This is a genomic window from Antarctobacter sediminis (assembly GCF_019218285.1).
Lineage (GTDB): Bacteria > Pseudomonadota > Alphaproteobacteria > Rhodobacterales > Rhodobacteraceae > Antarctobacter > Antarctobacter sediminis.
In genome coordinates this window covers 79,032-97,613 of record NZ_JAHUZG010000003.1, presented here as the reverse complement: position 1 = coordinate 97,613, position 18,582 = coordinate 79,032, and the positions used below count along the sequence as shown (strand labels likewise).

The window sequence follows — 18,582 nt, the reverse complement described above, 5'->3', positions numbered from 1 at the left end:
GAGTCAACAAAGGGGCCGACAAGGCCCCCTACAGGGAGGAGCGCCATGCCGGTGCTGCTGACACTGCTTTGGCCGCTGGAGCGGCTGAACAGCGGCCTTCTGGCCGTGGGTCGGGTGATTGCCGTGATCGCGCTGGCCGTCATGGTCTGTCTGATCCTTGGCCAGATCTTTTGGCGCTACGTTCTGAACGACGCCCCGAACTGGACAGAAGAGGCCGCGCGCTTTGGCATGTTGTGGCTGACGGGGCTGATGGCGCCGCTGGCCTATCGTCAGGGCGGTTTCGTGGCCATCGACATGCTGGAGCGCGCCTTGCCCCGGCTGCTGTCACGCCTGTTGACGCTGACCCTGCTGGCGATGTCCTTCTGGGTGCTGCTGATCGCCTGGGATAAAGGATTGAACAACCATGTCGACAGCCTGTCCGGGCGCGGTTGTTCCTCCTCCCTGCGTTGGCCCTTTGGCATCGAGATCGGCAAGTGCAAAGCCAAGTTCGCCAATCAGTATCAATACGCGGCGCTCTGGGTCGGGGTAAACCTGCTGATCCTCGTCAACGCCGAACTGATCCTGCGGCAGATCATCAAGTTGTTGGGCGGGGCCGACCGGCTGAAACCGCTCAATGCTGAAGAAATGGCAGGGGCCGACTGAGATGCTGATCTGGTTCCTTCCCGTCTTCCTCGTGCTCATCATGATCGGCCTGCCAGTGGTCTTTGCCCTGCTGGCTGCGCCTTTTGGCTTGCTGGTCATGGATGACCAATCGCGGCAGTTGTCCGTGCTCTATCGCAACCTCTACAACGGCATGGACAGCTTTCCGCTGATGGCGCTGCCCTTCTTCATGCTGGCCGGAGAGATCATGAACCGGGGCGGCATCACCATCCGCCTTGTCGAGTTTAGCCAGGCGATCATGGGGCACCTGCGCGGCGGCCTTGCACATGTGAACATCCTCTCCTCGATCCTCTTCGCGGGCCTGTCCGGCTCGGCCGTGGCCGATACCTCGGCGCTGGGATCGACCCTGATCCCGGCGATGGAAAAGAACGGCTACACCCGCCGCTTTGCCGCCGCCGTCACCGCCGCCAGTTCGGTGATCGGCCCGATCATCCCGCCGTCGGGGATCATGATCATCTATGCCTATGTCATGGGCGAAAGCGTTGCCGCGCTGTTTCTTGCGGGCATCGTGCCGGGCATCCTCGTGGGTGTCGGTCTGATGGTCATGGTGCGCCTCATGGCCGACCGGTATGACCTGCCCAAGGCCGAGCGCATCGTCGCCAAGGGCCAGACCATGAGCACGGTGGAATACTGGGTCAGCCTGCTGCTGGTCCGCCTGAATGTTGCCGGCATCCTGATGGCGGTCTATTCCGGCCTTTCGGTGCCACTGGGCCTTGCCAGTCTCGACGCCGAGGGGGAAAAGCTCCACCATCTGAACCTCTGGATCGTCTTCGCGGTCATGGTGCTGATTGCCCATGCGCTGATGATGTACTGGCGCAAGAACGTCGATCACGACTTCCGCATCGTCTGCAAAAAGGCGGTGGCCCCGTTGCAGACCCCGATCATCATTCTCGGCGGCATCCTCATCGGCGTCATGACCCCGACCGAGGCCAGCGCCGTGGCCGTGGCCTATGCGCTGATCGTCAGCTTCCTCGTGCTGCGGTCCATGACCCCCAAGGATCTTTACCAGGTGCTGGCGCGCTCGGCGCTTTCGACCTCGGCGGTGCTCCTGCTGGTCGGCGCGGCGGTGGCCTTCAAGACGGTGGTGTCCCTGTCGCACGCGCCGCAGATCCTGACCGAGATCATCCTCGGCCTGTCGGAAAACCCGCTGATCCTGTTGTTCCTCATCAACATCCTGCTGTTCATCGTGGGCATGTTCCTGGACGCAGGCCCGGCGATCATCATCCTCGGCCCGATCCTTGGCCCGATCTTCGTCGAACTGGGCGTGCACCCGGTGCATTTCGCCATCATCATGAGCGTCAACCTCACCGTGGGCCTTGCCACGCCGCCCATGGGGCTGGTGTTGTTCGTCGCCTCAACGGTCAGCCGCGAACGGGTGGAAACCATCGCCAAGGCGATCCTGCCTTTCCTCGCGGTGGAAATCCTCGTGATCTTCCTGATCACATATGTTCCGCAGATCTCGATGACCGTGCCGTATCTGACTGATTTCATTCGCTGCCCACCGGATACCGGCTATCTCGCCTGCATCAGCCCGGGGCCGCAATAACCCAAGACGACAGCATCCAACGGGAGGACTACATGCTGAAACAAATCTTCACCGCAGCGGCCTTCGCCGCCGCCACCCTGACCGGGGGCGCCGTTCTGGCGCAGGACCCGATCAAACTGGTCGCCACCGCGAACTCGAACGAGGCCGACGAGGACTATGCCGGCCTGATCGTCTTCAAGGACTATGTCGAAGCCGCCTCGAACGGCGCCATCGTCGTCGAGATCTACATGGGCACCCAGCTGTGCTCGACAGGCGCCGAATGCATCGAGGGCGTGTCCGAAGGCGCCATCGACATCAACATCTCGACCTCGGGCGGCGTGGCCGGGATCTTCCCCTATGTGCAGGTGCTGGACCTGCCCTACCTGATGGCCAATGACCGCGTGGCGGAAAAGGTGCTGTCGGGCGATTTCGTCCGCACCATGCGCGAAATGGCGCTGGCGGATTCCGGCGACACCGTGCGCTTGATGACCATCGGCAACACCGGCGGCTGGCGCAACTTTGCCAACACGCAGAAACGGATCACCTCGCCCGCCGACATGGACGGGTTGAAGATCCGCACCGTGGTCGCCGACCTGCCGCAGGAACTGGTCAAGGCACTTGGCGCTGCGCCGACCCCGATTCCGTGGCCCGAACTTTTCACCTCGTTCCAGACCGGCGTGGTTGACGGCTCCAAGAACGGCATCACCGACATCATGTCGATGAAATTCCCCGATGCCGGCCTGCAATACATCACGCTTGACGGTCACGCCTACATGGGTGCGCTGTGGTGGATGAACAACGACAAGTTCCTCAGCCTCGACCCGGCCCTGCGCCGTGTTGTCGTCGACGGGTTCTACGCGCTGCAACAGGCAACCTTTGCCGCGCCCAAGCGTGGCGCGATCCAAGCCTATGCCGATTTCACCGCCGGTGGCGGTGACATCTATGTGCCTTCGCCCGAGGAAAAAGCCGCCTTTGCCGAGGCTGCCAAGCCGGTGCAGGACTGGTTCCGTTCCAACGTCGACGGCGGGGACAAGATCCTCGACGCTCTGATCGAGGCCGTCGAAAAGGCCGAGGCCGAGCTGGCCGCCGATTACGACGCCGACCTGAACTGATACCCGCACCTGCCGGAATCACGGGCCGGGGCCTTGCGCCCCGGCCTATTTCTTTGTGCCATACCACTGTTTCGGCGGGCTGCCGCGCCGCGCCGTGAACACCCGGTAGAACTGCGAATAACTGCCAAACCCGGCGTCCAGCGCCGCCGTCAACAGCGGCACGCCCCGCGCCTCGGCCCGGTCCACTGCCGCCAGCCGCCGGTCATTGCGGAAATCGGTCACGCTCTGCCCGGTCTGATCGCGGAACAATTGCCCCAGCCGCCCGGCGCTCAGCCCGGCCTGCCGCGCCAGTTGCGGCAACGACAGGTCGGGCGCATCGTCCAACGCCAGTGCCGCCCGCGCCACCGCCGGGTGCCAGCGCCGCGCCGCCTGCCCCGCCGCCGCCGCCCAGTGCTGATGCGCCCGCACCAGCCACCAGCGCAGCCCGATGCCTTTTTCAACCGGCCCCTGCCCGTCCAGCACCCCAGCCAGCGCGTTCAGTTCGCCCAGCGCCCCCGGCCCCACTTGACGCCATCCGGCCCCCGATTGATCCGGCACGGGCGAGGCCCCGTCCCACATTTTCGGATGCGCCAGCACCACCCACATGTCAAAACCGGCGCCGCCCTCGATCAGCATATGCGCGCTGCCCGAGGGCGCCCAGACCATGACCCCCGGTTCGATGGCAAAGCCCGCCCCGTCCAGCAGGTAACGCCCGCGCCCCGTCAGCCCCAGCAGCACCACAAGCTCTTCGTGGCTGCGGGGCACATCGCCCACCGCCCGCGACGGCCCCCGCCGCCAAAGCGCGCCATGCGGCGCGGATCGTGTCGTGACATGCATGTCAGCCCCAAATGCAAAGAACTGGCGAAAACTTGGCAAGATTTAGCGTCCAAATCATGCGATACGCAATCATCTTTGAGGAGGATCTCATGACCACGTCGCAAGACACCTTTGCCGCACAGGGCTATCTTGTCTTTGAAAACGCGCTTAGCGCGGATGAGCTGGCGCTGCTGCGCGACAGCTGTCAGCACCTGCTGGACGAACCCGTCGATGACGGCGGCGAAGGCGGCAAGCACAAGATCGGCCTGGGCGAGGCACGCCGCTTTCTCGCGCACCGGCACGAGGAATTCCCCGAGCTTGAAAAATTCCTTTTGTCCGAAAAGATCGGCGGCATCCTCGCGGCCTGCAACGGCAAGGACGGGCTGCTGTTCAACGAACAATTCGTCGTCAAGGGCGCCGGCAAGGGCGCCAGCTTTGCCTGGCACCAGGATGGTGCATATGTCGGCTTTGACCATGCCCCTTACCTGACCGTCTGGATCGCCATGGATGACGCGACCGAGGAAAACGGCTGTGTCTATCTGATCCCGCGCGATCTGACGCAGAACCCCGACCTCGACCCGCATGAATGGCAAGAGGACAGCAACGAACTGAACGGCTATTTCGGCACCGACACTGGCACGCCGATGGTCTGCAAGGCCGGGACGATCGTCGTCTTTTCCAGCCTGACGCTGCACCGCTCCGGCCCCAACGTGACCGACAAGCCGCGCCGCGCCTATGTCTGCCAGTATTCGCCCGAGCCGATCTGCGTTCCCGAAACCGGCAAGCCGAAGCGTTTCGCCAAACCCGTCGCTCCTCCGGCGGCCGCGCTGGTCTGATCCTCCCTCCCTGTCGGACCGCGCCTCATGGGCCGGGAGCCATGCTCTCGGCCCTTTTTTTGCCCCTGCTGGCGCGGGCAACTTTTGCAAAAGGACCGCCCCATTGCGATCACAAGATCACCGGAACGGATACATCCACACACGATAATCATCGATCAGCACCTGCGCGCGCTTACGTTCCTCCGGTGTCATACGCGGCGTCAGTTCCTCCAGCGAATCCGGGGCATCCACGTCTCCCCCGATGGCCGAGAGCGCATACCATAGGTAGGCCCGCACAAGATCGGGCGCAGGCATTCCAAGACCAAGCTCATAATACCAGCCCAGCCCGGACTGCGCCCCGGGATGCCCCTTGAGCGAGGCCCTGAGATACCATTCGAACGCGCGCTCCGGATCCTTGTCAACGCCGAGTCCCAGCGCATACATCACCCCGATCAGCTCCTCGGCATCGGCATTGCCCGACCGGGCCAGCACACGAAACTGCGCCATCGCGGCGGCAAATTCATTGGCTTCCATCAGATCCCGTGCTTCTTCGAGGTCGGCCGCGAAAACAGGGCTTGAGAGCGCCAGCAAGCCTGCCAGAATGGCCCCATGAAACTGCCCGTGCTTCGTCATCTTGCCTGTCTCCTTGCCTTTGCCGCACCGGCCGTGGCCGGGCCGGTGAGCATGGATGATTTCCTGCCCGTGGACCCGGCGCAAGCCCGTCTTGGCCAGCTTTTGTTCTATGATCCGATCCTCAGCGGCAATCGCAATATCTCTTGCGGCACCTGTCATCACCACAATCTTGCCAGCGGCGACGGACTAAGCCTTGGGATTGGCGAAGGCGGGCGAGGGCTTGGTGTTGATCGCACGCCCGGTGAAGGGCCCGACATGATCCGCAAGCGCATTCCACGCAATGCGCCCGCGCTTTGGAACCTTGGGCACAAGTCGGTCCGGGTGCTGTTCCATGACGGGCGGCTGGAGATCTCGGACCAGTTCGGCAATGGCTTTGACAGCCCGGCAGAGGAATGGCTGCCGCAGGGGCTGGACAATATCTTGTCGGCGCAGGCGCTGTTCCCGCTGACCGCGCAATTCGAAATGGCCGGCAATGTGGGCGAAAACGCGGTTACGGGGGCGGTGCACGACCGGATCGACCTTGGCTGGCCCGTGCTGGCCAAGCGGGTGCGCACAATCCCGGAATACGGTGCGCTGTTCGTCGAGGCGTTTGACCATATCAGCCATCCCTCCGAAGTGACCATCGTCGAAATCGGCAATGCGCTGGGGGCGTTCATCGGCTCGGAATGGATCAGCATCGACAGCCCGTGGGACGATTGGCTGCGCGATGGCACCCCGCTGCCTGCCCCGGCAGAGCGCGGTCGCAGGCTGTTCTTTGGCAAGGCACAATGCAGCATCTGTCACTCTGGCCCCTTGTTTACGGATCAGGATTTTCACGCTTTGGGGCTTCCCGCTTTTGGGCCGGGACGGACGCGGACCTTTGATCCGATGCCCCGGGACGTCGGGCGGATGGGGGAAACGGACCTGCTGGAAGACGCCTATCGCTTTCGCACACCGTCGCTGCGCAACGTGGCACTGACAGCTCCCTACGGCCACAATGGCGCCTTTGCGACGCTTGAGGGCATCGTCCGCCATCACCTTGACCCACAGGGTAGCGCAAAAGCGTGGCGCGAGGCGGATGCCAACTTGCCCGCGGTGCCATGGCTGGCCGCTGGGGATTTTGCGATACGTCAGGACCGGATCGAAATGCAACGCCAAGGGCAGGTTCTGGACATCGCCCCGGTGGCGCTGAGCGACCCGGAGGTTGCCGACCTCGTGGCCTTTCTGGAGGCGCTGACCGGTGCCGGGGTCAAGGACCGACCGCTTGGCCGGCCCGAGCGCGTACCCTCTGGCCTGCCCGTGGACTGAAAGCATCAGAATGCGAAACGCGCCGCCCCGTGGGGCGGCGCGTTTCGGTAGTCTGAACACGTGGCAGCCTTAGCGGCGGAAATTGTCCTGATTGTCGAGGAACCACTGATAGGTCTCACGCACACCATTTTCGAGGTCGATCGACGCCTTCCACCCCATATCGGCCAGACGGCTGACATCCATCAATTTGCGCATCGTGCCATCCGGCTTGGTACGGTCCAGTTCGATGCGGCCCTTGTAGCCGGTGACCTCGGCCACCAGTTGCGCCAGTTCGTGAATTGACACGTCCACGCCCGACCCGACGTTGATGTGGCTCAGTTGCGGCTGGGTGTTCGCGTCATAGGTCGCCTTGTCCAGATCCATGACGAACAGCGACGCTTCGGCCATGTCATCGACATGCAGGAACTCACGCCGCGGTTTGCCGCTGCCCCAGATCACGACCTCATCCTTGCCTTCCTGAGCCGCCTCATGAAAACGGCGGATCAGGGCGGGCAAGACATGGCTGTTTTCCGGGTGAAAGTTGTCGCCCGGGCCATAAAGGTTGGTCGGCATGACCGAACGATAATCGACACCGTACTGCCTGTTGTAGCTTTCGCAGATCTTGATGCCTGCGATCTTGGCAACGGCGTAGGGTTCGTTCGTTGGCTCCAGCGGACCGGTCAGCAGGGCTGCTTCGCGCATGGGTTGCGGCACGGCCTTGGGATAGATGCAGGACGACCCAAGTTGCAGCAAGCGGGTGACACCTGCCTCCCACGCGGCGTGGATCACGTTACACTGCACCATCAGGTTGTCGTAAATGAATTCCGCCGGGTAGGTGTTGTTTGCGAGAATGCCCCCAACTTTGGCGGCTGCCAGCACGACGACATCCGGCTTTTCGGCCAGCATGAACTCTTTGACCGCCGCCTGGTTGGTCAGTTCCAGTTCGGCATGGGTGCGGGTGACAAGGGTAATATCCTCACCCGCAGCCTGACGCTGTTGAAGCTTGCGGGTGATGGCCCCGCCCACCATACCGCGGTGGCCTGCGACGTAGATCTTGGGCATAATGTGCCTCCTGACTTCGAATGGCGACCGCGCAGGAAAGGCCTCAGCCGTTCTCCAGCGCGACGGGAATATCGTAGCCGTGCTCTTTCAGCAGGGCATGGCGGCGGGCGACCTTGTGATCGGCCTCGACCATCTCGGCGCACATTTCCTGAGCGGTGATCTCGGGCACCCAGCCCAGCTTTTCCTTGGCTTTTGTGGGATCGCCCAGCAGGGTTTCCACTTCGGCCGGACGGAAGTAGCGCGGATCAATCCGCAGGATGACGTCACCGGGTTTGAGAGCGGGCGCCTTGTCACCGGACACCGAAACCACGGTCGCGATCTCGTTGACACCTTCGCCAGAGAACTCCAGTTCGATGCCCAGTTCCTTGGCGGACCACTGGATGAACTCACGCACCGAATACTGGACGCCGGTCGCGATAACGAAATCATCCGCCACGTCCTGTTGCAGCATCATCCACTGCATGCGGACATAATCCTTGGCGTGACCCCAATCGCGCAGGGCGTCGATGTTGCCCATGTAAAGGCAATCCTGAAGACCCATGGCGATATTGGCCATTCCACGGGTGATCTTGCGGGTCACGAAGGTTTCGCCGCGACGCGGGCTTTCGTGATTAAACAGGATGCCATTGCAGGCATACATGCCATAGGCCTCGCGGTAATTCACCGTGATCCAGTAGGCATACATCTTGGCGACCGCGTAGGGCGAACGCGGGTGGAAGGGGGTTGTTTCGGTCTGCGGGATTTCCTGCACAAGACCATAAAGCTCGGACGTCGACGCCTGATAGAAGCGCGTGGTCTTTTCCATTCCCAGAAAGCGGATCGATTCAAGCAGGCGCAGCGTGCCGGTGGCGTCCACGTCAGCGGTGTATTCCGGCGCTTCAAAGCTGACGGCCACGTGACTTTGCGCGCCAAGGTTATAGACCTCGTCCGGGCGCACCTCGGACAGGATGCGGGTCAGGTTCGAGGTGTCGGTAAGGTCGCCGTAATGCAGCGTGAAGTTCTTACCCTGAGTGTGCGGGTCATGGTAAATATGATCGACCCGTTCGGTGTTGAACAAAGAAGCGCGACGTTTGATGCCGTGCACTTCATAACCTTTTTCAAGCAGAAATTCAGCCAGGTAGGATCCGTCTTGACCGGTAACACCGGTGATAAGTGCTTTCTTCATCAATCAACCATTCTTTGCTGCGATGGTCGACCAAGCGACCGTGGTCCGCGTCGGCGTCCGCATATCGCAGTTTCGTGGACCGGCGCAACTTGAAAGCACCCTGCTGCGCCGCCCGTGCGCCCGTCCGGCGAGAAGGTGCCAGAAATTTCCGCCTTTCCCGCCGGGATCCGCGCAAGAGGCCGCTTTGACGGCCCGAGGACATCGCTGACCCCGGAAAGCCGGCATGGGCTTTCCCCGCATCGGCGTGGCGAATTGACCGCTTTGCACGCCCGTATCCGCGAGGACAATAGGCACGGCGTGGCATCAAAGAATACCGCCCATCCACCTGTTTTTAAAACGAATTTATCGCCCCTCCGCGACCTGTTACCAGCAGGCAAAGCCAACGCCCGGTCCCGCGCGGCTTTGTTAAGGCTTGCAGCACAGTTTTCTGGCTGATCACGCGGTCAGCCATTCAAAGGCGCCGCCCATATGTGAAGGAGCCTTTCATGGGACTACTCAATCTGGACCGCATCAACAGAGCATTGGACGCACAAGGGCAACCGGTGCCCGCCGCCCGGCGCTATGTCTATCTGGCGGGAGGCGAGGTTCTTGCCCCCCTGTTCGAAGATCCAAACCTGACCCGTACAGTCAGCAACCCGATGGTCGCGGATGAAAACGGCCTGTTCGGGTTCTGCCACATGATCGACGGCGAATACCGTGTCCGCGTCGAAACCAGCGACGGACATGTTCTGGACGATATCGACTCTTTGGTCGTCTCGTCACATGACAGCACTCAGGCCACGAATGTGTTTAATACCTTCGCGGATCTGCTGGCCGACAGCACGCTTTCGGTAGAGATCGGCCATGGCAAACTGCGTGTCGCGCCCGGACAGATGGTCGAGGTTCTTGACCGGAACGTTGCCTTCTGCGTCACGGACCCCGGCAGCGAAGACTATCACTTTCGCACCTCCGGCGGGCTGAAACTGCGCGCAACGCGCGGTGAGGCGGAAATCGAGGTGGACCGCACACTGACTTTTTCCGATCTGGGAGACTCGCTGTGTGACGGCATGATCCTGCGACAGGTCGACAATGCGAACCTGCCGGTCGTGTGCTCCGTGGCCGCCCCGAACAGCATGAACAAGCGGCGTTCGAACGTCGACATTCACGTGGACGGCAACCGTGACAACAACCTGCCCGGGATCGGGATCGACGTCAGCTATTTGAAAAAACACAGCAATGCCGCCCGGTTGGCTGCTTCGGAATGTGACACCGGCATCCGCATTCGGCATCAGGTGGAATATGCCAATTTCTTTGTGAACGCCGACAGTTGCCGAACCGGCATCCAGGTTGTGTCGCAAGACTCGGTCACCCCGGACGAATTGGTACTGACTGTCTGCGCGCATATGTGCGAGACGTTCTTTGTTGCCGAGGGTGCCAACAAGATGTCCGGCAAGGTCACTTTTGGCTGCGAACAAAGCACCGGGACCGCGGCCATATTTCGTCAGGGATGGTGGGAAGTGTCCGGCATCGTGCGCGGTTGTGCAACGACCTCGCCCGGCGTGGGCCTGCTGATCGAACAGGATCCTTCATCTTCGGTAAAGCCCTTTGTGGCAGGCACCTTGCGGATCGCAGGCGGCAGCGACACCAACTGTACATGGGCTGCGGATATTCAGGCCGGCACCTTGGAGAATCTTCAACTGAACTGCATCGCCAGCTACGCCTCTGGTGTCCGTATCGGCGGCGGCGTCGACGGCGCGGCGTGCATTGCCTTGCAGACCGCGCCGGCAAGCGGTGTTGGGCTTGAACTGGGAGACGAAGCGCAGTTGAACGGGTTCCGCCTGCTTGCGGGGTCGCGCATCAGCGGTGGGGTCAACGTCACCAATTGCGTCAGCTGCGTTCTGGAGTTTTCGCATCTGGTTGGCACCATCACCATCGGGTCGAGCAGCTTTGACAACACGCTGTACATCCCGAGGCGGCAAGGCGAGATCGTGACTTTCGTCAACAACCGCACCCAGCAAGACAACAAGATCATCTTTCGTGGCGCCTATACGCTGGCCGAAATGAACGACCTGAATGGTGGCGCTCCGTTCAAAGGCATGGAAGTCGAGCAATGCCAGAACTTCGATGGAGCGCGGGCTTATTTCGATGGCGATGCCTGGGTGCCGTCACATGGCGTGCTGGCGACGGGGACCGTGACCATTGCGAATGGCTCCACGCAGGGCCTTGCGGCACACACCCTGCCATCGGACCCCGGCAATGATGCACTGTCGATGTTTCCGGAGGGCGACTGGGGCAATGCCACCTCTTGGTGGGGCAACGTGACCTCGTCCTACGTGGTGGCAAAGGTCGATACCGACCCGGGCGCGGATGTCACGTTCCGCTGGGTCCTGCGCAAGACCTGAGCTCGGCCGAGAGGGTCAGCCCATTTGAAAACCCGTCAGGCCGAAATGCGATTTCGGCCTGACTTGCCGCGCCTCCGCGGGCACTTCCTCAAGCCATACCCTATATCCGCCTGGCTCTCGGCTTTACAGGTTCGGTCGGGACCCCGGGCGCCATTCGCCGTTCGCGCATTTCCTCCAATGTCATCTTCATGATGACCGGCAAAAGCAGCGGCAGGAATGTCCAACTGGTGTGCAGAACGTTGTTCAAGAACCCCGACGCCAGTCCAAAGAAGCCAAGCAATTTCAGCTGGACTGAAGTGGGGCGGACAACCATTTTGAAGATCAGAAACAACAGGAAGAAGCCGCCGAGAAAAATCCCGAAGGTGGCAACCATCTCGATAAAGAAATTGTGCGAGGGCTTGACGCCCAGTGAAGAAACACGATCACGCGCGCCCTGCAAACCGATCCCGATCAGCGGAGAGCCTTGGATCAATTCCAGATAGGCGGCTTGTGCCTGCAAGCGCGCGTCGTTGGATTCCTCGCGCAAGAAGATGACCGCCACCACGGCGTTGTAGATTGGCAGAAAAATGAACCCACCCACCGACGCAAGCGCAACGAAAACCATGCTGCCCGTCGACCGGAACGACAAGAGCCACGCCACAAGCAACGCAACCCCAAGAAGCAGAACGCCGCGACCGCCGGTCACCAACTGCATGACCGCAAAAAGCAAAATCACACCGAGGTATTCGAACTTTGAGCGTGATATCCGGGTGTTGAGCGCGATCCAGGCCAACATGGCGTAGTAGATCGAATAGGCCGCCGCGTTGGCATTGAAATAGGCGTAGTACATACGGTTCAACGAACCGCCATACGTCACGAAAGTATCAACGATACCGATCCGGCGCGCCGCGGCAATGAACTGTCCCGGCAGGAACACAATATATGCCCACTGAAAGGCCAACAAACCGGCAAAGACCAGCATCAGGCGTCTGAGGTCTTTCAAACCGAAGTGAAAAACCGTGTTGGCCACCATGAGCCCGGCCAAGATCTTGATCCAGGATCTCAGGAAGTGAACGCCGGTCCGGCCCGCCGCGACATCAATCATGATGGCCACCGCGAAACAGATCAGCAGAGGAGAGATCAGCCTGAAAAACGCCACCGGCAGCATCAGCTTGCGGTCCATCCCGGCAAGGAAAACCAACACGGCAAGCACAACCGCATTCAACGAGTCGCTGAGCGGGAGCGGCAGGAGCCGGAAGCTTGCCGTCAGGTAGGCGGCGACCAGAAAGATCCTGATGTTGGTCATGGAGGGGAAACCATGTTTGCCCCCGGCCGGACAAATAGGCTGCCGTCCTGCGGCAGTTTCGCATAAAGCTCCACGTCACGGCGCGCATGCATCTTCAAAGATAGATCAGACGCCCATTCGAACATCTTTCCGTTCTGGTGCGAATACTTTGACACGTTGACCTTTTCGAGCTTCAGCGCCTCGTCCGGGTAGCCAAACCGCCGGAAAATCTCGCGGAAGTGCTCTTCGAGGCGGTGAAAATTCCCGATGATATCGATGCAGACCTGCCCCTGGTCGTCCAGAACGAAATGAGCCGCGCCCTTGTAGGGGTAAAGCAAAATCCAGATATTCAGCGGCAGCACCCGCGTCGATGCATGGCGGGTCGCCAGCTTGGCGGTGATCTTGCCGCTACGCAGCCATTCCCGGACGCGCCCCACCTTGTAGTAATAATATTTGGACACCAGCTGATCCACGGGATCACGCAGAAAGCCGACAAAACAATATTCGTCGGCCATCGGCCCAAGACGGCGACGCACCTCGGCGGCCGAAATATGCGTCGAAGCCACCCGTTCTTTTGTTCCGTCCGGCAGGTAGAGCATGTCCCGCTCCAGCGTCGGATCGATTTCCAGCAACCGTTTGGCCACGGTGGATGTGCCCGTCTTGGGCACTTCGATGAAAATGAATTTCCGCTCTGTGGACATCAACATGACTAAGATCCCATTTCTATCGATTTACGGAATGCCGACCGGGTCCGAACCGCCAGAATGGCCGAGATTCCGAAAGAGTAGAGCACCATCATGATCGCAGACAACTCAACGCTACCGGCCCATGCAGCGCCGAAAAGCCCCAGTGCAAACAGGGCCAGGCCCGCGACATTGAGGTTCCGCACGAATGTTTCCTGATGCATCAGGATGGCCACGATCTGCACCGGGCCAAAGACCGCCGCCGCCAGATGGGACAGGGCCGCGAACAGCAGGACGCGCAACAGCAGGCCAGTGTCATCAAAGCCGGAAAGCGGTCCGGTTTCCATTCTCAACAAGACAAGCACAAGGCCAACGATCAACACCATGGCCGGCACCGCGACTGCGATCGAGAACAGCGACGCATTCCGATACCGTTTCCGCGCGGCTTCGAACTCTTCGCTGCGGATTTTGGCGTTGATCCGCGTTCCGAAATAGGACCGCGCCGCCGCAAGGCCAAACCGGATCGGGGCGGTCAGCCGAATGGCAATCGCCAGATAGGCCAAAAGTTCGGGGGCGACGAAAAAGCCGGTGATGAAAATCGGCAGCTGGCTGGAAATACTACGGGCGATGGATACCTGAAAATGCGCGCCGACCGGAGCGATCAAGCCTCCTCCACGCCAATGGCGCATTGAGTTGCGCACCAACGGCATCACAAAGACCAACGCAGCGGCCAGTGCCGAAATGGCGTATAGCAGCAGGTAGGCGCGCGGATCCGTCGACCCAAGGCCAGCCAGAGCAGCAATCCCCGCGAGCAACAGGATGGGCCGGACAAGAAACTGGTTCACGTTGGACCGGACGGCCTGATCCCCTGCCCGCAGCACGGCCCCCGACAGGACAAGGCAGGCAAGCGCCCCGGCCAGCGGCAGCGCCCAGACGATCTCGGGCCGGTCGGTTCCGGCAAGCACCGGACTGAGCACGAGGGCAAGCACAACGGTCACAACCGTTCCGAATGCATATAGCGACAACGAGTTGGAAATCTGCGACGGCCCGATAACCGTCGACAGATCCAACGGCGCGAACCGTTTGATGATGGTCGTGGGCAGCCCCATCTCGAACATCAGCGCAAGTACGCTGCCGATGGAAACGACCCAGACGTAACGACCGTAATTCTCGGGGCCGAGGATCGCGGTCAAGGCCAGCACAACAGCAAAAGACAGAACCGCGCCCACCCCCTGCAGCCCGACAATAGATGTCAGCGCTTTTATCGGCGCCATGCCGCGCCCTCCGTCAAAACCGGGCAAAGGACAGTCATGAGCGCACTCCGGATGCAGCGGCCGGCCCCGGCCGCACATGGATCATCGCGTAAACCAGACGGTCAAAAGCGGTGATGCGTTGCGTCGCCCGCGCAGGATCGAACTGACCGGAAAAACCCGGCGTACCGAACATTTCAGCATTGCTGTACCCCGGCCCTGTCTCCGCCCCCAGAGCATCCAGATCCAGAAACTCGGCAATGCGGGGCAGCCGCTCTTGTGGGACAACGCGATACGGCAGGCTGTTACGCCATTCACGATACTGCCGGTTCAGCCGAAGGTAGTTCAGCAACAGCCGTCCGCGGGACGGCACCGAGAGATCGTATTTCCGGCGATAGCCCGTCAGCGAGGCCTGCCAACTGGTAAAGGCGCGCACGGTGTGCACGACCACCACCCGACACCCAAGGGCACGGTATCGTTCGATGCCCCTGTCGGTCTTGGAACAATCTACCAATGCGCCCCAACGCGGCCCGGCAACCGCCAGCAAGGCGGCATAAGGGTCTTGTTCAGGCCGGGCCAGCACGTCGGACCAAAACGCGTTGCCGGAAATCTCCGCCGCTTTGGCGCGTTTGTTTTCCGGCTCGCCCCAGCGACCAAGTTCACCCGTTGCTTCAACGCGATCCATGGCGCGAAAGGTCTGCCAGACCTCGCCTGCGTTGAGAATATCCAGTTGTTGCGCGATCCAGTTGCCCACGAAGGTGCTGCCGGATCGCGGTCGACCGACGATATAATACACCGTCGTCTGGTCATGATCGCCAGACACGTTGTGGCTTGGGACAGCCTGCCCGTTCATGATCACTTACCCTTTTCGAAGAAACGCAGGCCCTGCGACAGGTCCAGATCGGTACAATCGAGCCGCTCCATCGCTTCGGCCAGCACCTGCCTTGGCTGCGCAACAAGGTCTTCGTAGGACAACACCACATGGCGATTTGTGCAGGCCGCGATACCTTCGGCCAAGGTTTGCTCCATTCGCGCACACGAGGCATCGACAACCTCTTGCGGGTCTTTTCCCTTGTAGGCTTGCCAGCCTTCGAATTGCGGCCCCCAGAAATCGGAATGGCCATGGCGTGCCGCCTTCCATCTGGCACCTATCTCGGCGCCGATGTAGCGCGGCATTTCCCGGCGGTGGACAAAGCGGAACTTGGCCAGTTTCCCGCGCAATTCCCTGAACGGCCCCTCATCGCCCAGACGCGCAGCGTTGCTGTCGCTGCCGCTGCGCCATTTCCTAAGCATCGAACGCCGGACATCTTCCGGGTTGCGCGTGATAAAGATGAGCCGGGCCTCTGGAACAACCGCCTCGACAAAGCCCACCCGCAAACAGTTGGACGGCGTTTTTTCCACGATGTGCCGGGCGCGTGGCCGGGCGGGAACAAGATAGTTGCGAATATGCTGGCGCACCTGCGGCGTTGCATGTTCGCGCAGGAATTGCTCATGTCCCAAACGCTGCCAGTTGCGATAGCGCCACATCGGGTTCGGTTCTTCGAAATACTCGACGTCGCTGGCCGAAGACAGCACACGTCCCAGCAAGGTGGTGCCGGACCGGGGCAGACCGATGATGCTGATCAAGGCCACAGGATCGCCTCCCTGATTGCGTCTTCGTGGGCGGCGCGGGAGAACCGCGCATTGAACAGGGCATGAGAGGCAAGCCCCTGTTGTCCAAGGCTTTCACGGTCTTGCGCCAGCAGGAATTCCGCCATGTCACCGCTGGTGATCCCTTCCGTCAGAAAGCCGTTTTCCCCGGGTTTGACCATATCCGCGATAGAGGCGTGATCGTTGGCAAGGATCGAACAGCCGCAGGCCATCGCTTCGAGGATGGAACGGGGCTGTGCCTCGGCGGGGTAGGAGGTCGGCAGGCAAAAGACATCCGCATCCAGCAAGGCATGACGAACCTGGCTTCGTTCCCAAAGGGCACCGCCAATCTCGACATGGCCCGAAGACAGGATCTCGGGGTCGAAACTGTCACGGAATTCCTGCCGCATGTCCTCGCTGGGCCATGTTCCGTGGAATACGAACCTGAAATCCTGCAACCGTCCGGCCCGGGCGATGCGGCGCACCGTTTCGCCCAGCTTCAGGTATCCTTTCGAAGGGATGAAGTTCGACAAGTACAGAACCGTGATAGGCCCCGTTCGCCGCGCTTTGGCCTCCAGTTCGTCCTCTGTAGCCACTACGGCGGCGTCGATCGTGTTGGGCACGATCCGGATACGGTCCCGACGCGCCTCAGGCAGAACGCGAGACAGGCTCGGCGGATCGGGCAGCAACCGTCGAGACAGGCAGATCACCCGCTCTGCGGCGGCCAGTTCCCAACGCCGCAAGGCGGTCAGCAACCGTCCCCTGGGAAAGAAGAAATCGCCGTTCCTTGTGTGCAGGACGATTCGCGTTCCGCGATAGCGCCGCCGCACCATTGTCAGCGTGGCAACGTCGCGCAGCGTTCCGGCCAGCGAGCTGTTGGCGCAAAGGTAGAACTGGAACGGCTGGCCCGCCAAACCGTCCAGCGCCTTGCGCAAATCCTTGCGGGACTGAAGGTAATCCCCCAGCAACTGCGTGATGCCGCTGAATTTGCCGCGCGCGCCGGAGACGCGGATCTTGCGGTGCAGCATCTCGACAACGACCGTTTCGGCCTGTTCGGCAACCGCGTCGATCACCGTTTGCGTCCCGATCACGGCGCCGGTCGCGCCTTTTGCCTCGGACGGCAAGGTGACGAAAAAGACAACCGGCAGCGGTTTGGCAGCGATTTTCGCGTCCTGTTTCATGCGCTTTGCCGTCCCGCTGCGGTCTCGACTGTGCAAAGACGGTCGTAAACCCTGTCATATTCCTCGGCCATGGCCGACACCGAAAACCGGCTCAAGGCGGTCTGCATCTGGCGCACGCGTTGTTCGATCTCTGCCGCCGTGCTGGCCTGAATGTCGCGGGCCCCATCGACGATGGTCTGTGGGGCGTCCGGATCAATCAGGATCGGCTTGGCTGGCCAGCTGTCCAGCAGGGTTTCCAACTCTGCGGTGCCGGTGACCATCGGCAAGAAGCCCCAGGCAATTGCCTCGAACAGGGTGTTGGACATGCCTTCGGACGCGCTTGGCAGGACAAGCACATGGGTTTCGGGGTCAAAAACCTCTCCCCAGTTGGACATATGTCCGTGAAACACCACGCGATCCGGGTCCGCCAATTCATCGGCGCGGCGTTTCAGATCCGCGCCCTCCGGCCCTTCGCCAACAATATCCAGCCCGGCGATTCCCGCTGCTTGCAGTTGAGGCATGACGTCGATCAGGCGATCCACGCGCTTTTGTTCGACCAGACGACCGACAAACAGCAATCGGTTGGGCAGGCTGACAATCGGGCGATTGGCCGGTGCAAGGTCAAGCCCGTTGGGAATGGTTTGTGTCTTGCGCGGTATACCCAGCAACCGGCGCAACGAAGTCCGAGGCGGAAAATGCGGATAGTTCGGAATAACCACATCCGCAAAGACATGGTTCACGTAATTCAGTCGATCCCGGATGGCGGCGCGCCCATAGTTGCGCACCTTGCGCCGGTCACCGCTGATGATGCGGCACCCTTCGGCGCGGGCCGCGAACATCGCCGGGATCGTCAGGCGGTCCGGCAACCACAGCTGAACGATGTCGATCTCGTTGGCGCGGATGGTTTCTCGCACGCTGCGATAAATGGCCATCGGATTCAGCCCCGGCAGCGGAACGATCTTGGCCGTGGTGGCCCGGTCGCTACCAGGCAACACGGTGATGACGTGCCGATGCCGCGAGGCGTCGACCAGCAGGCAAAGCTGACGCTCGGCGCCGCCTTTCTGCATGTGAGCTATGACATGCAGAACCGCGCAGGTCTGCGGTGCAACATTCATTGGATGACAGCCTCTGATCTCATGTCAAAATCGCTTTTCCGGAAACAAGTCTTGTGGGTGGAAATCG

17 protein-coding genes are annotated in these 18,582 nt (G+C 61.2%); 6 read left to right on the top strand and 11 right to left on the bottom strand.

Annotated elements, in window-relative coordinates:
- Nucleotides 1-45: 45 nt before the first annotated feature.
- From KJP30_RS15575 to KJP30_RS15565, 3 genes are read left to right on the top strand one after another with little or no spacing between them, the layout of a single operon-like run.
- Entirely contained in the window at nucleotides 46-642 is a 597-nt protein-coding gene (locus KJP30_RS15575) for a TRAP transporter small permease (RefSeq protein WP_218450266.1), read from the top strand.
- 1 nt (nucleotide 643) lies between these two features.
- Nucleotides 644-2,206 (top strand): TRAP transporter large permease, encoded by a 1,563-nt coding sequence (locus KJP30_RS15570; protein WP_218450265.1) that lies wholly within the window; start codon nucleotides 644-646, stop codon nucleotides 2,204-2,206.
- 32 nt (nucleotides 2,207-2,238) lie between these two features.
- Entirely contained in the window at nucleotides 2,239-3,297 is a 1,059-nt protein-coding gene (locus KJP30_RS15565; protein ID WP_218450264.1) for a TRAP transporter substrate-binding protein, read from the top strand.
- Between the two features lie 45 nt (nucleotides 3,298-3,342).
- On the opposite strand, the gene KJP30_RS25105 is transcribed toward KJP30_RS15565, so the two are convergent.
- Nucleotides 3,343-4,113: an AraC family transcriptional regulator gene (locus tag KJP30_RS25105; protein ID WP_218450263.1), complete on the bottom strand. Its 771-nt coding sequence runs from the start codon at nucleotides 4,111-4,113 to the stop codon at nucleotides 3,343-3,345.
- Between the two features lie 89 nt (nucleotides 4,114-4,202).
- On the opposite strand from KJP30_RS25105, the gene KJP30_RS15555 reads away from it, so the two are divergent.
- Nucleotides 4,203-4,928, top strand: a complete 726-nt coding sequence (locus KJP30_RS15555; protein ID WP_218450262.1) for a phytanoyl-CoA dioxygenase family protein — start codon at nucleotides 4,203-4,205, stop codon at nucleotides 4,926-4,928.
- A gap of 117 nt (nucleotides 4,929-5,045) precedes the next feature.
- Here KJP30_RS15555 and KJP30_RS15550 read toward each other — a convergent pair whose 3' ends face one another.
- The gene (locus KJP30_RS15550; protein WP_218450261.1) at nucleotides 5,046-5,540 is read right to left on the bottom strand and encodes a tetratricopeptide repeat protein; all 495 of its coding nucleotides are present in this window, start codon (nucleotides 5,538-5,540) and stop codon (nucleotides 5,046-5,048) included.
- On the opposite strand from KJP30_RS15550, the gene KJP30_RS15545 reads away from it, so the two are divergent.
- Complete coding sequence (locus KJP30_RS15545; RefSeq protein ID WP_218450260.1) at nucleotides 5,517-6,827, top strand: cytochrome-c peroxidase; 1,311 nt, start codon at nucleotides 5,517-5,519, stop codon at nucleotides 6,825-6,827. The genes KJP30_RS15550 and KJP30_RS15545 overlap by 24 nt on opposite strands.
- Nucleotides 6,828-6,896: 69 nt before the next feature.
- Here KJP30_RS15545 and fcl read toward each other — a convergent pair whose 3' ends face one another.
- Both fcl and gmd read right to left on the bottom strand, forming a co-directional pair.
- Entirely contained in the window at nucleotides 6,897-7,868 is a 972-nt protein-coding gene (gene fcl, locus KJP30_RS15540) for a GDP-L-fucose synthase (protein WP_218450259.1), read from the bottom strand.
- Between the two features lie 43 nt (nucleotides 7,869-7,911).
- On the bottom strand, nucleotides 7,912-9,033 hold the full coding sequence (gmd, locus tag KJP30_RS15535) for a GDP-mannose 4,6-dehydratase (protein ID WP_218450258.1): 1,122 nt from the start codon (nucleotides 9,031-9,033) through the stop codon (nucleotides 7,912-7,914).
- 485 nt (nucleotides 9,034-9,518) lie between these two features.
- On the opposite strand from gmd, the gene KJP30_RS15530 reads away from it, so the two are divergent.
- Complete coding sequence (locus KJP30_RS15530; RefSeq protein ID WP_218450257.1) at nucleotides 9,519-11,414, top strand: hypothetical protein; 1,896 nt, start codon at nucleotides 9,519-9,521, stop codon at nucleotides 11,412-11,414.
- 100 nt (nucleotides 11,415-11,514) lie between these two features.
- On the opposite strand, the gene KJP30_RS15525 is transcribed toward KJP30_RS15530, so the two are convergent.
- The 7 genes from KJP30_RS15525 to KJP30_RS15495 form a co-directional block, all read right to left on the bottom strand.
- Nucleotides 11,515-12,576: an O-antigen ligase family protein gene (locus tag KJP30_RS15525; protein WP_218450256.1), complete on the bottom strand. Its 1,062-nt coding sequence runs from the start codon at nucleotides 12,574-12,576 to the stop codon at nucleotides 11,515-11,517.
- A 119-nt stretch (nucleotides 12,577-12,695) separates the two neighbouring features.
- Complete coding sequence (locus KJP30_RS15520; protein ID WP_218450255.1) at nucleotides 12,696-13,385, bottom strand: sulfotransferase family protein; 690 nt, start codon at nucleotides 13,383-13,385, stop codon at nucleotides 12,696-12,698.
- A gap of 2 nt (nucleotides 13,386-13,387) precedes the next feature.
- The gene (locus KJP30_RS15515) at nucleotides 13,388-14,635 is read right to left on the bottom strand and encodes a lipopolysaccharide biosynthesis protein (RefSeq protein WP_218450254.1); all 1,248 of its coding nucleotides are present in this window, start codon (nucleotides 14,633-14,635) and stop codon (nucleotides 13,388-13,390) included.
- 34 nt (nucleotides 14,636-14,669) lie between these two features.
- Entirely contained in the window at nucleotides 14,670-15,464 is a 795-nt protein-coding gene (locus tag KJP30_RS15510; protein ID WP_218450253.1) for a hypothetical protein, read from the bottom strand.
- 2 nt (nucleotides 15,465-15,466) lie between these two features.
- Nucleotides 15,467-16,243 carry a sulfotransferase gene (locus tag KJP30_RS15505; protein WP_218450252.1) on the bottom strand — a complete coding sequence of 259 codons (777 nt, stop codon included), beginning with the start codon at nucleotides 16,241-16,243 and terminating at the stop codon, nucleotides 15,467-15,469.
- Nucleotides 16,234-17,421, bottom strand: coding sequence for a glycosyltransferase family 4 protein (locus KJP30_RS15500; RefSeq protein WP_218450251.1), 1,188 nt, complete (start codon nucleotides 17,419-17,421; stop codon nucleotides 16,234-16,236). Before KJP30_RS15500 ends, KJP30_RS15505 begins: the two co-directional genes overlap by 10 nt.
- Complete coding sequence (locus KJP30_RS15495; protein WP_218450250.1) at nucleotides 17,418-18,515, bottom strand: glycosyltransferase; 1,098 nt, start codon at nucleotides 18,513-18,515, stop codon at nucleotides 17,418-17,420. Before KJP30_RS15495 ends, KJP30_RS15500 begins: the two co-directional genes overlap by 4 nt.
- Nucleotides 18,516-18,582: the final 67 nt, after the last annotated feature.

Coding starts and splice junctions, on each gene's coding strand:
- KJP30_RS15575 (WP_218450266.1), top strand. CDS start 46: ATGCCGGTGCTGCTGACACTGCTTTGGCCGCTGGAGCGGCTGAACAGC.
- KJP30_RS15570 (WP_218450265.1), top strand. CDS start 644: ATGCTGATCTGGTTCCTTCCCGTCTTCCTCGTGCTCATCATGATCGGC.
- KJP30_RS15565 (WP_218450264.1), top strand. CDS start 2,239: ATGCTGAAACAAATCTTCACCGCAGCGGCCTTCGCCGCCGCCACCCTG.
- KJP30_RS25105 (WP_218450263.1), bottom strand. CDS start 4,113: ATGCATGTCACGACACGATCCGCGCCGCATGGCGCGCTTTGGCGGCGG.
- KJP30_RS15555 (WP_218450262.1), top strand. CDS start 4,203: ATGACCACGTCGCAAGACACCTTTGCCGCACAGGGCTATCTTGTCTTT.
- KJP30_RS15545 (WP_218450260.1), top strand. CDS start 5,517: ATGAAACTGCCCGTGCTTCGTCATCTTGCCTGTCTCCTTGCCTTTGCC.
- KJP30_RS15550 (WP_218450261.1), bottom strand. CDS start 5,540: ATGACGAAGCACGGGCAGTTTCATGGGGCCATTCTGGCAGGCTTGCTG.
- fcl (WP_218450259.1), bottom strand. CDS start 7,868: ATGCCCAAGATCTACGTCGCAGGCCACCGCGGTATGGTGGGCGGGGCC.
- gmd (WP_218450258.1), bottom strand. CDS start 9,033: ATGAAGAAAGCACTTATCACCGGTGTTACCGGTCAAGACGGATCCTAC.
- KJP30_RS15530 (WP_218450257.1), top strand. CDS start 9,519: ATGGGACTACTCAATCTGGACCGCATCAACAGAGCATTGGACGCACAA.
- KJP30_RS15525 (WP_218450256.1), bottom strand. CDS start 12,576: ATGGACCGCAAGCTGATGCTGCCGGTGGCGTTTTTCAGGCTGATCTCT.
- KJP30_RS15520 (WP_218450255.1), bottom strand. CDS start 13,385: ATGTTGATGTCCACAGAGCGGAAATTCATTTTCATCGAAGTGCCCAAG.
- KJP30_RS15515 (WP_218450254.1), bottom strand. CDS start 14,635: ATGGCGCCGATAAAAGCGCTGACATCTATTGTCGGGCTGCAGGGGGTG.
- KJP30_RS15510 (WP_218450253.1), bottom strand. CDS start 15,464: ATGAACGGGCAGGCTGTCCCAAGCCACAACGTGTCTGGCGATCATGAC.
- KJP30_RS15500 (WP_218450251.1), bottom strand. CDS start 17,421: ATGAAACAGGACGCGAAAATCGCTGCCAAACCGCTGCCGGTTGTCTTT.
- KJP30_RS15495 (WP_218450250.1), bottom strand. CDS start 18,515: ATGAATGTTGCACCGCAGACCTGCGCGGTTCTGCATGTCATAGCTCAC.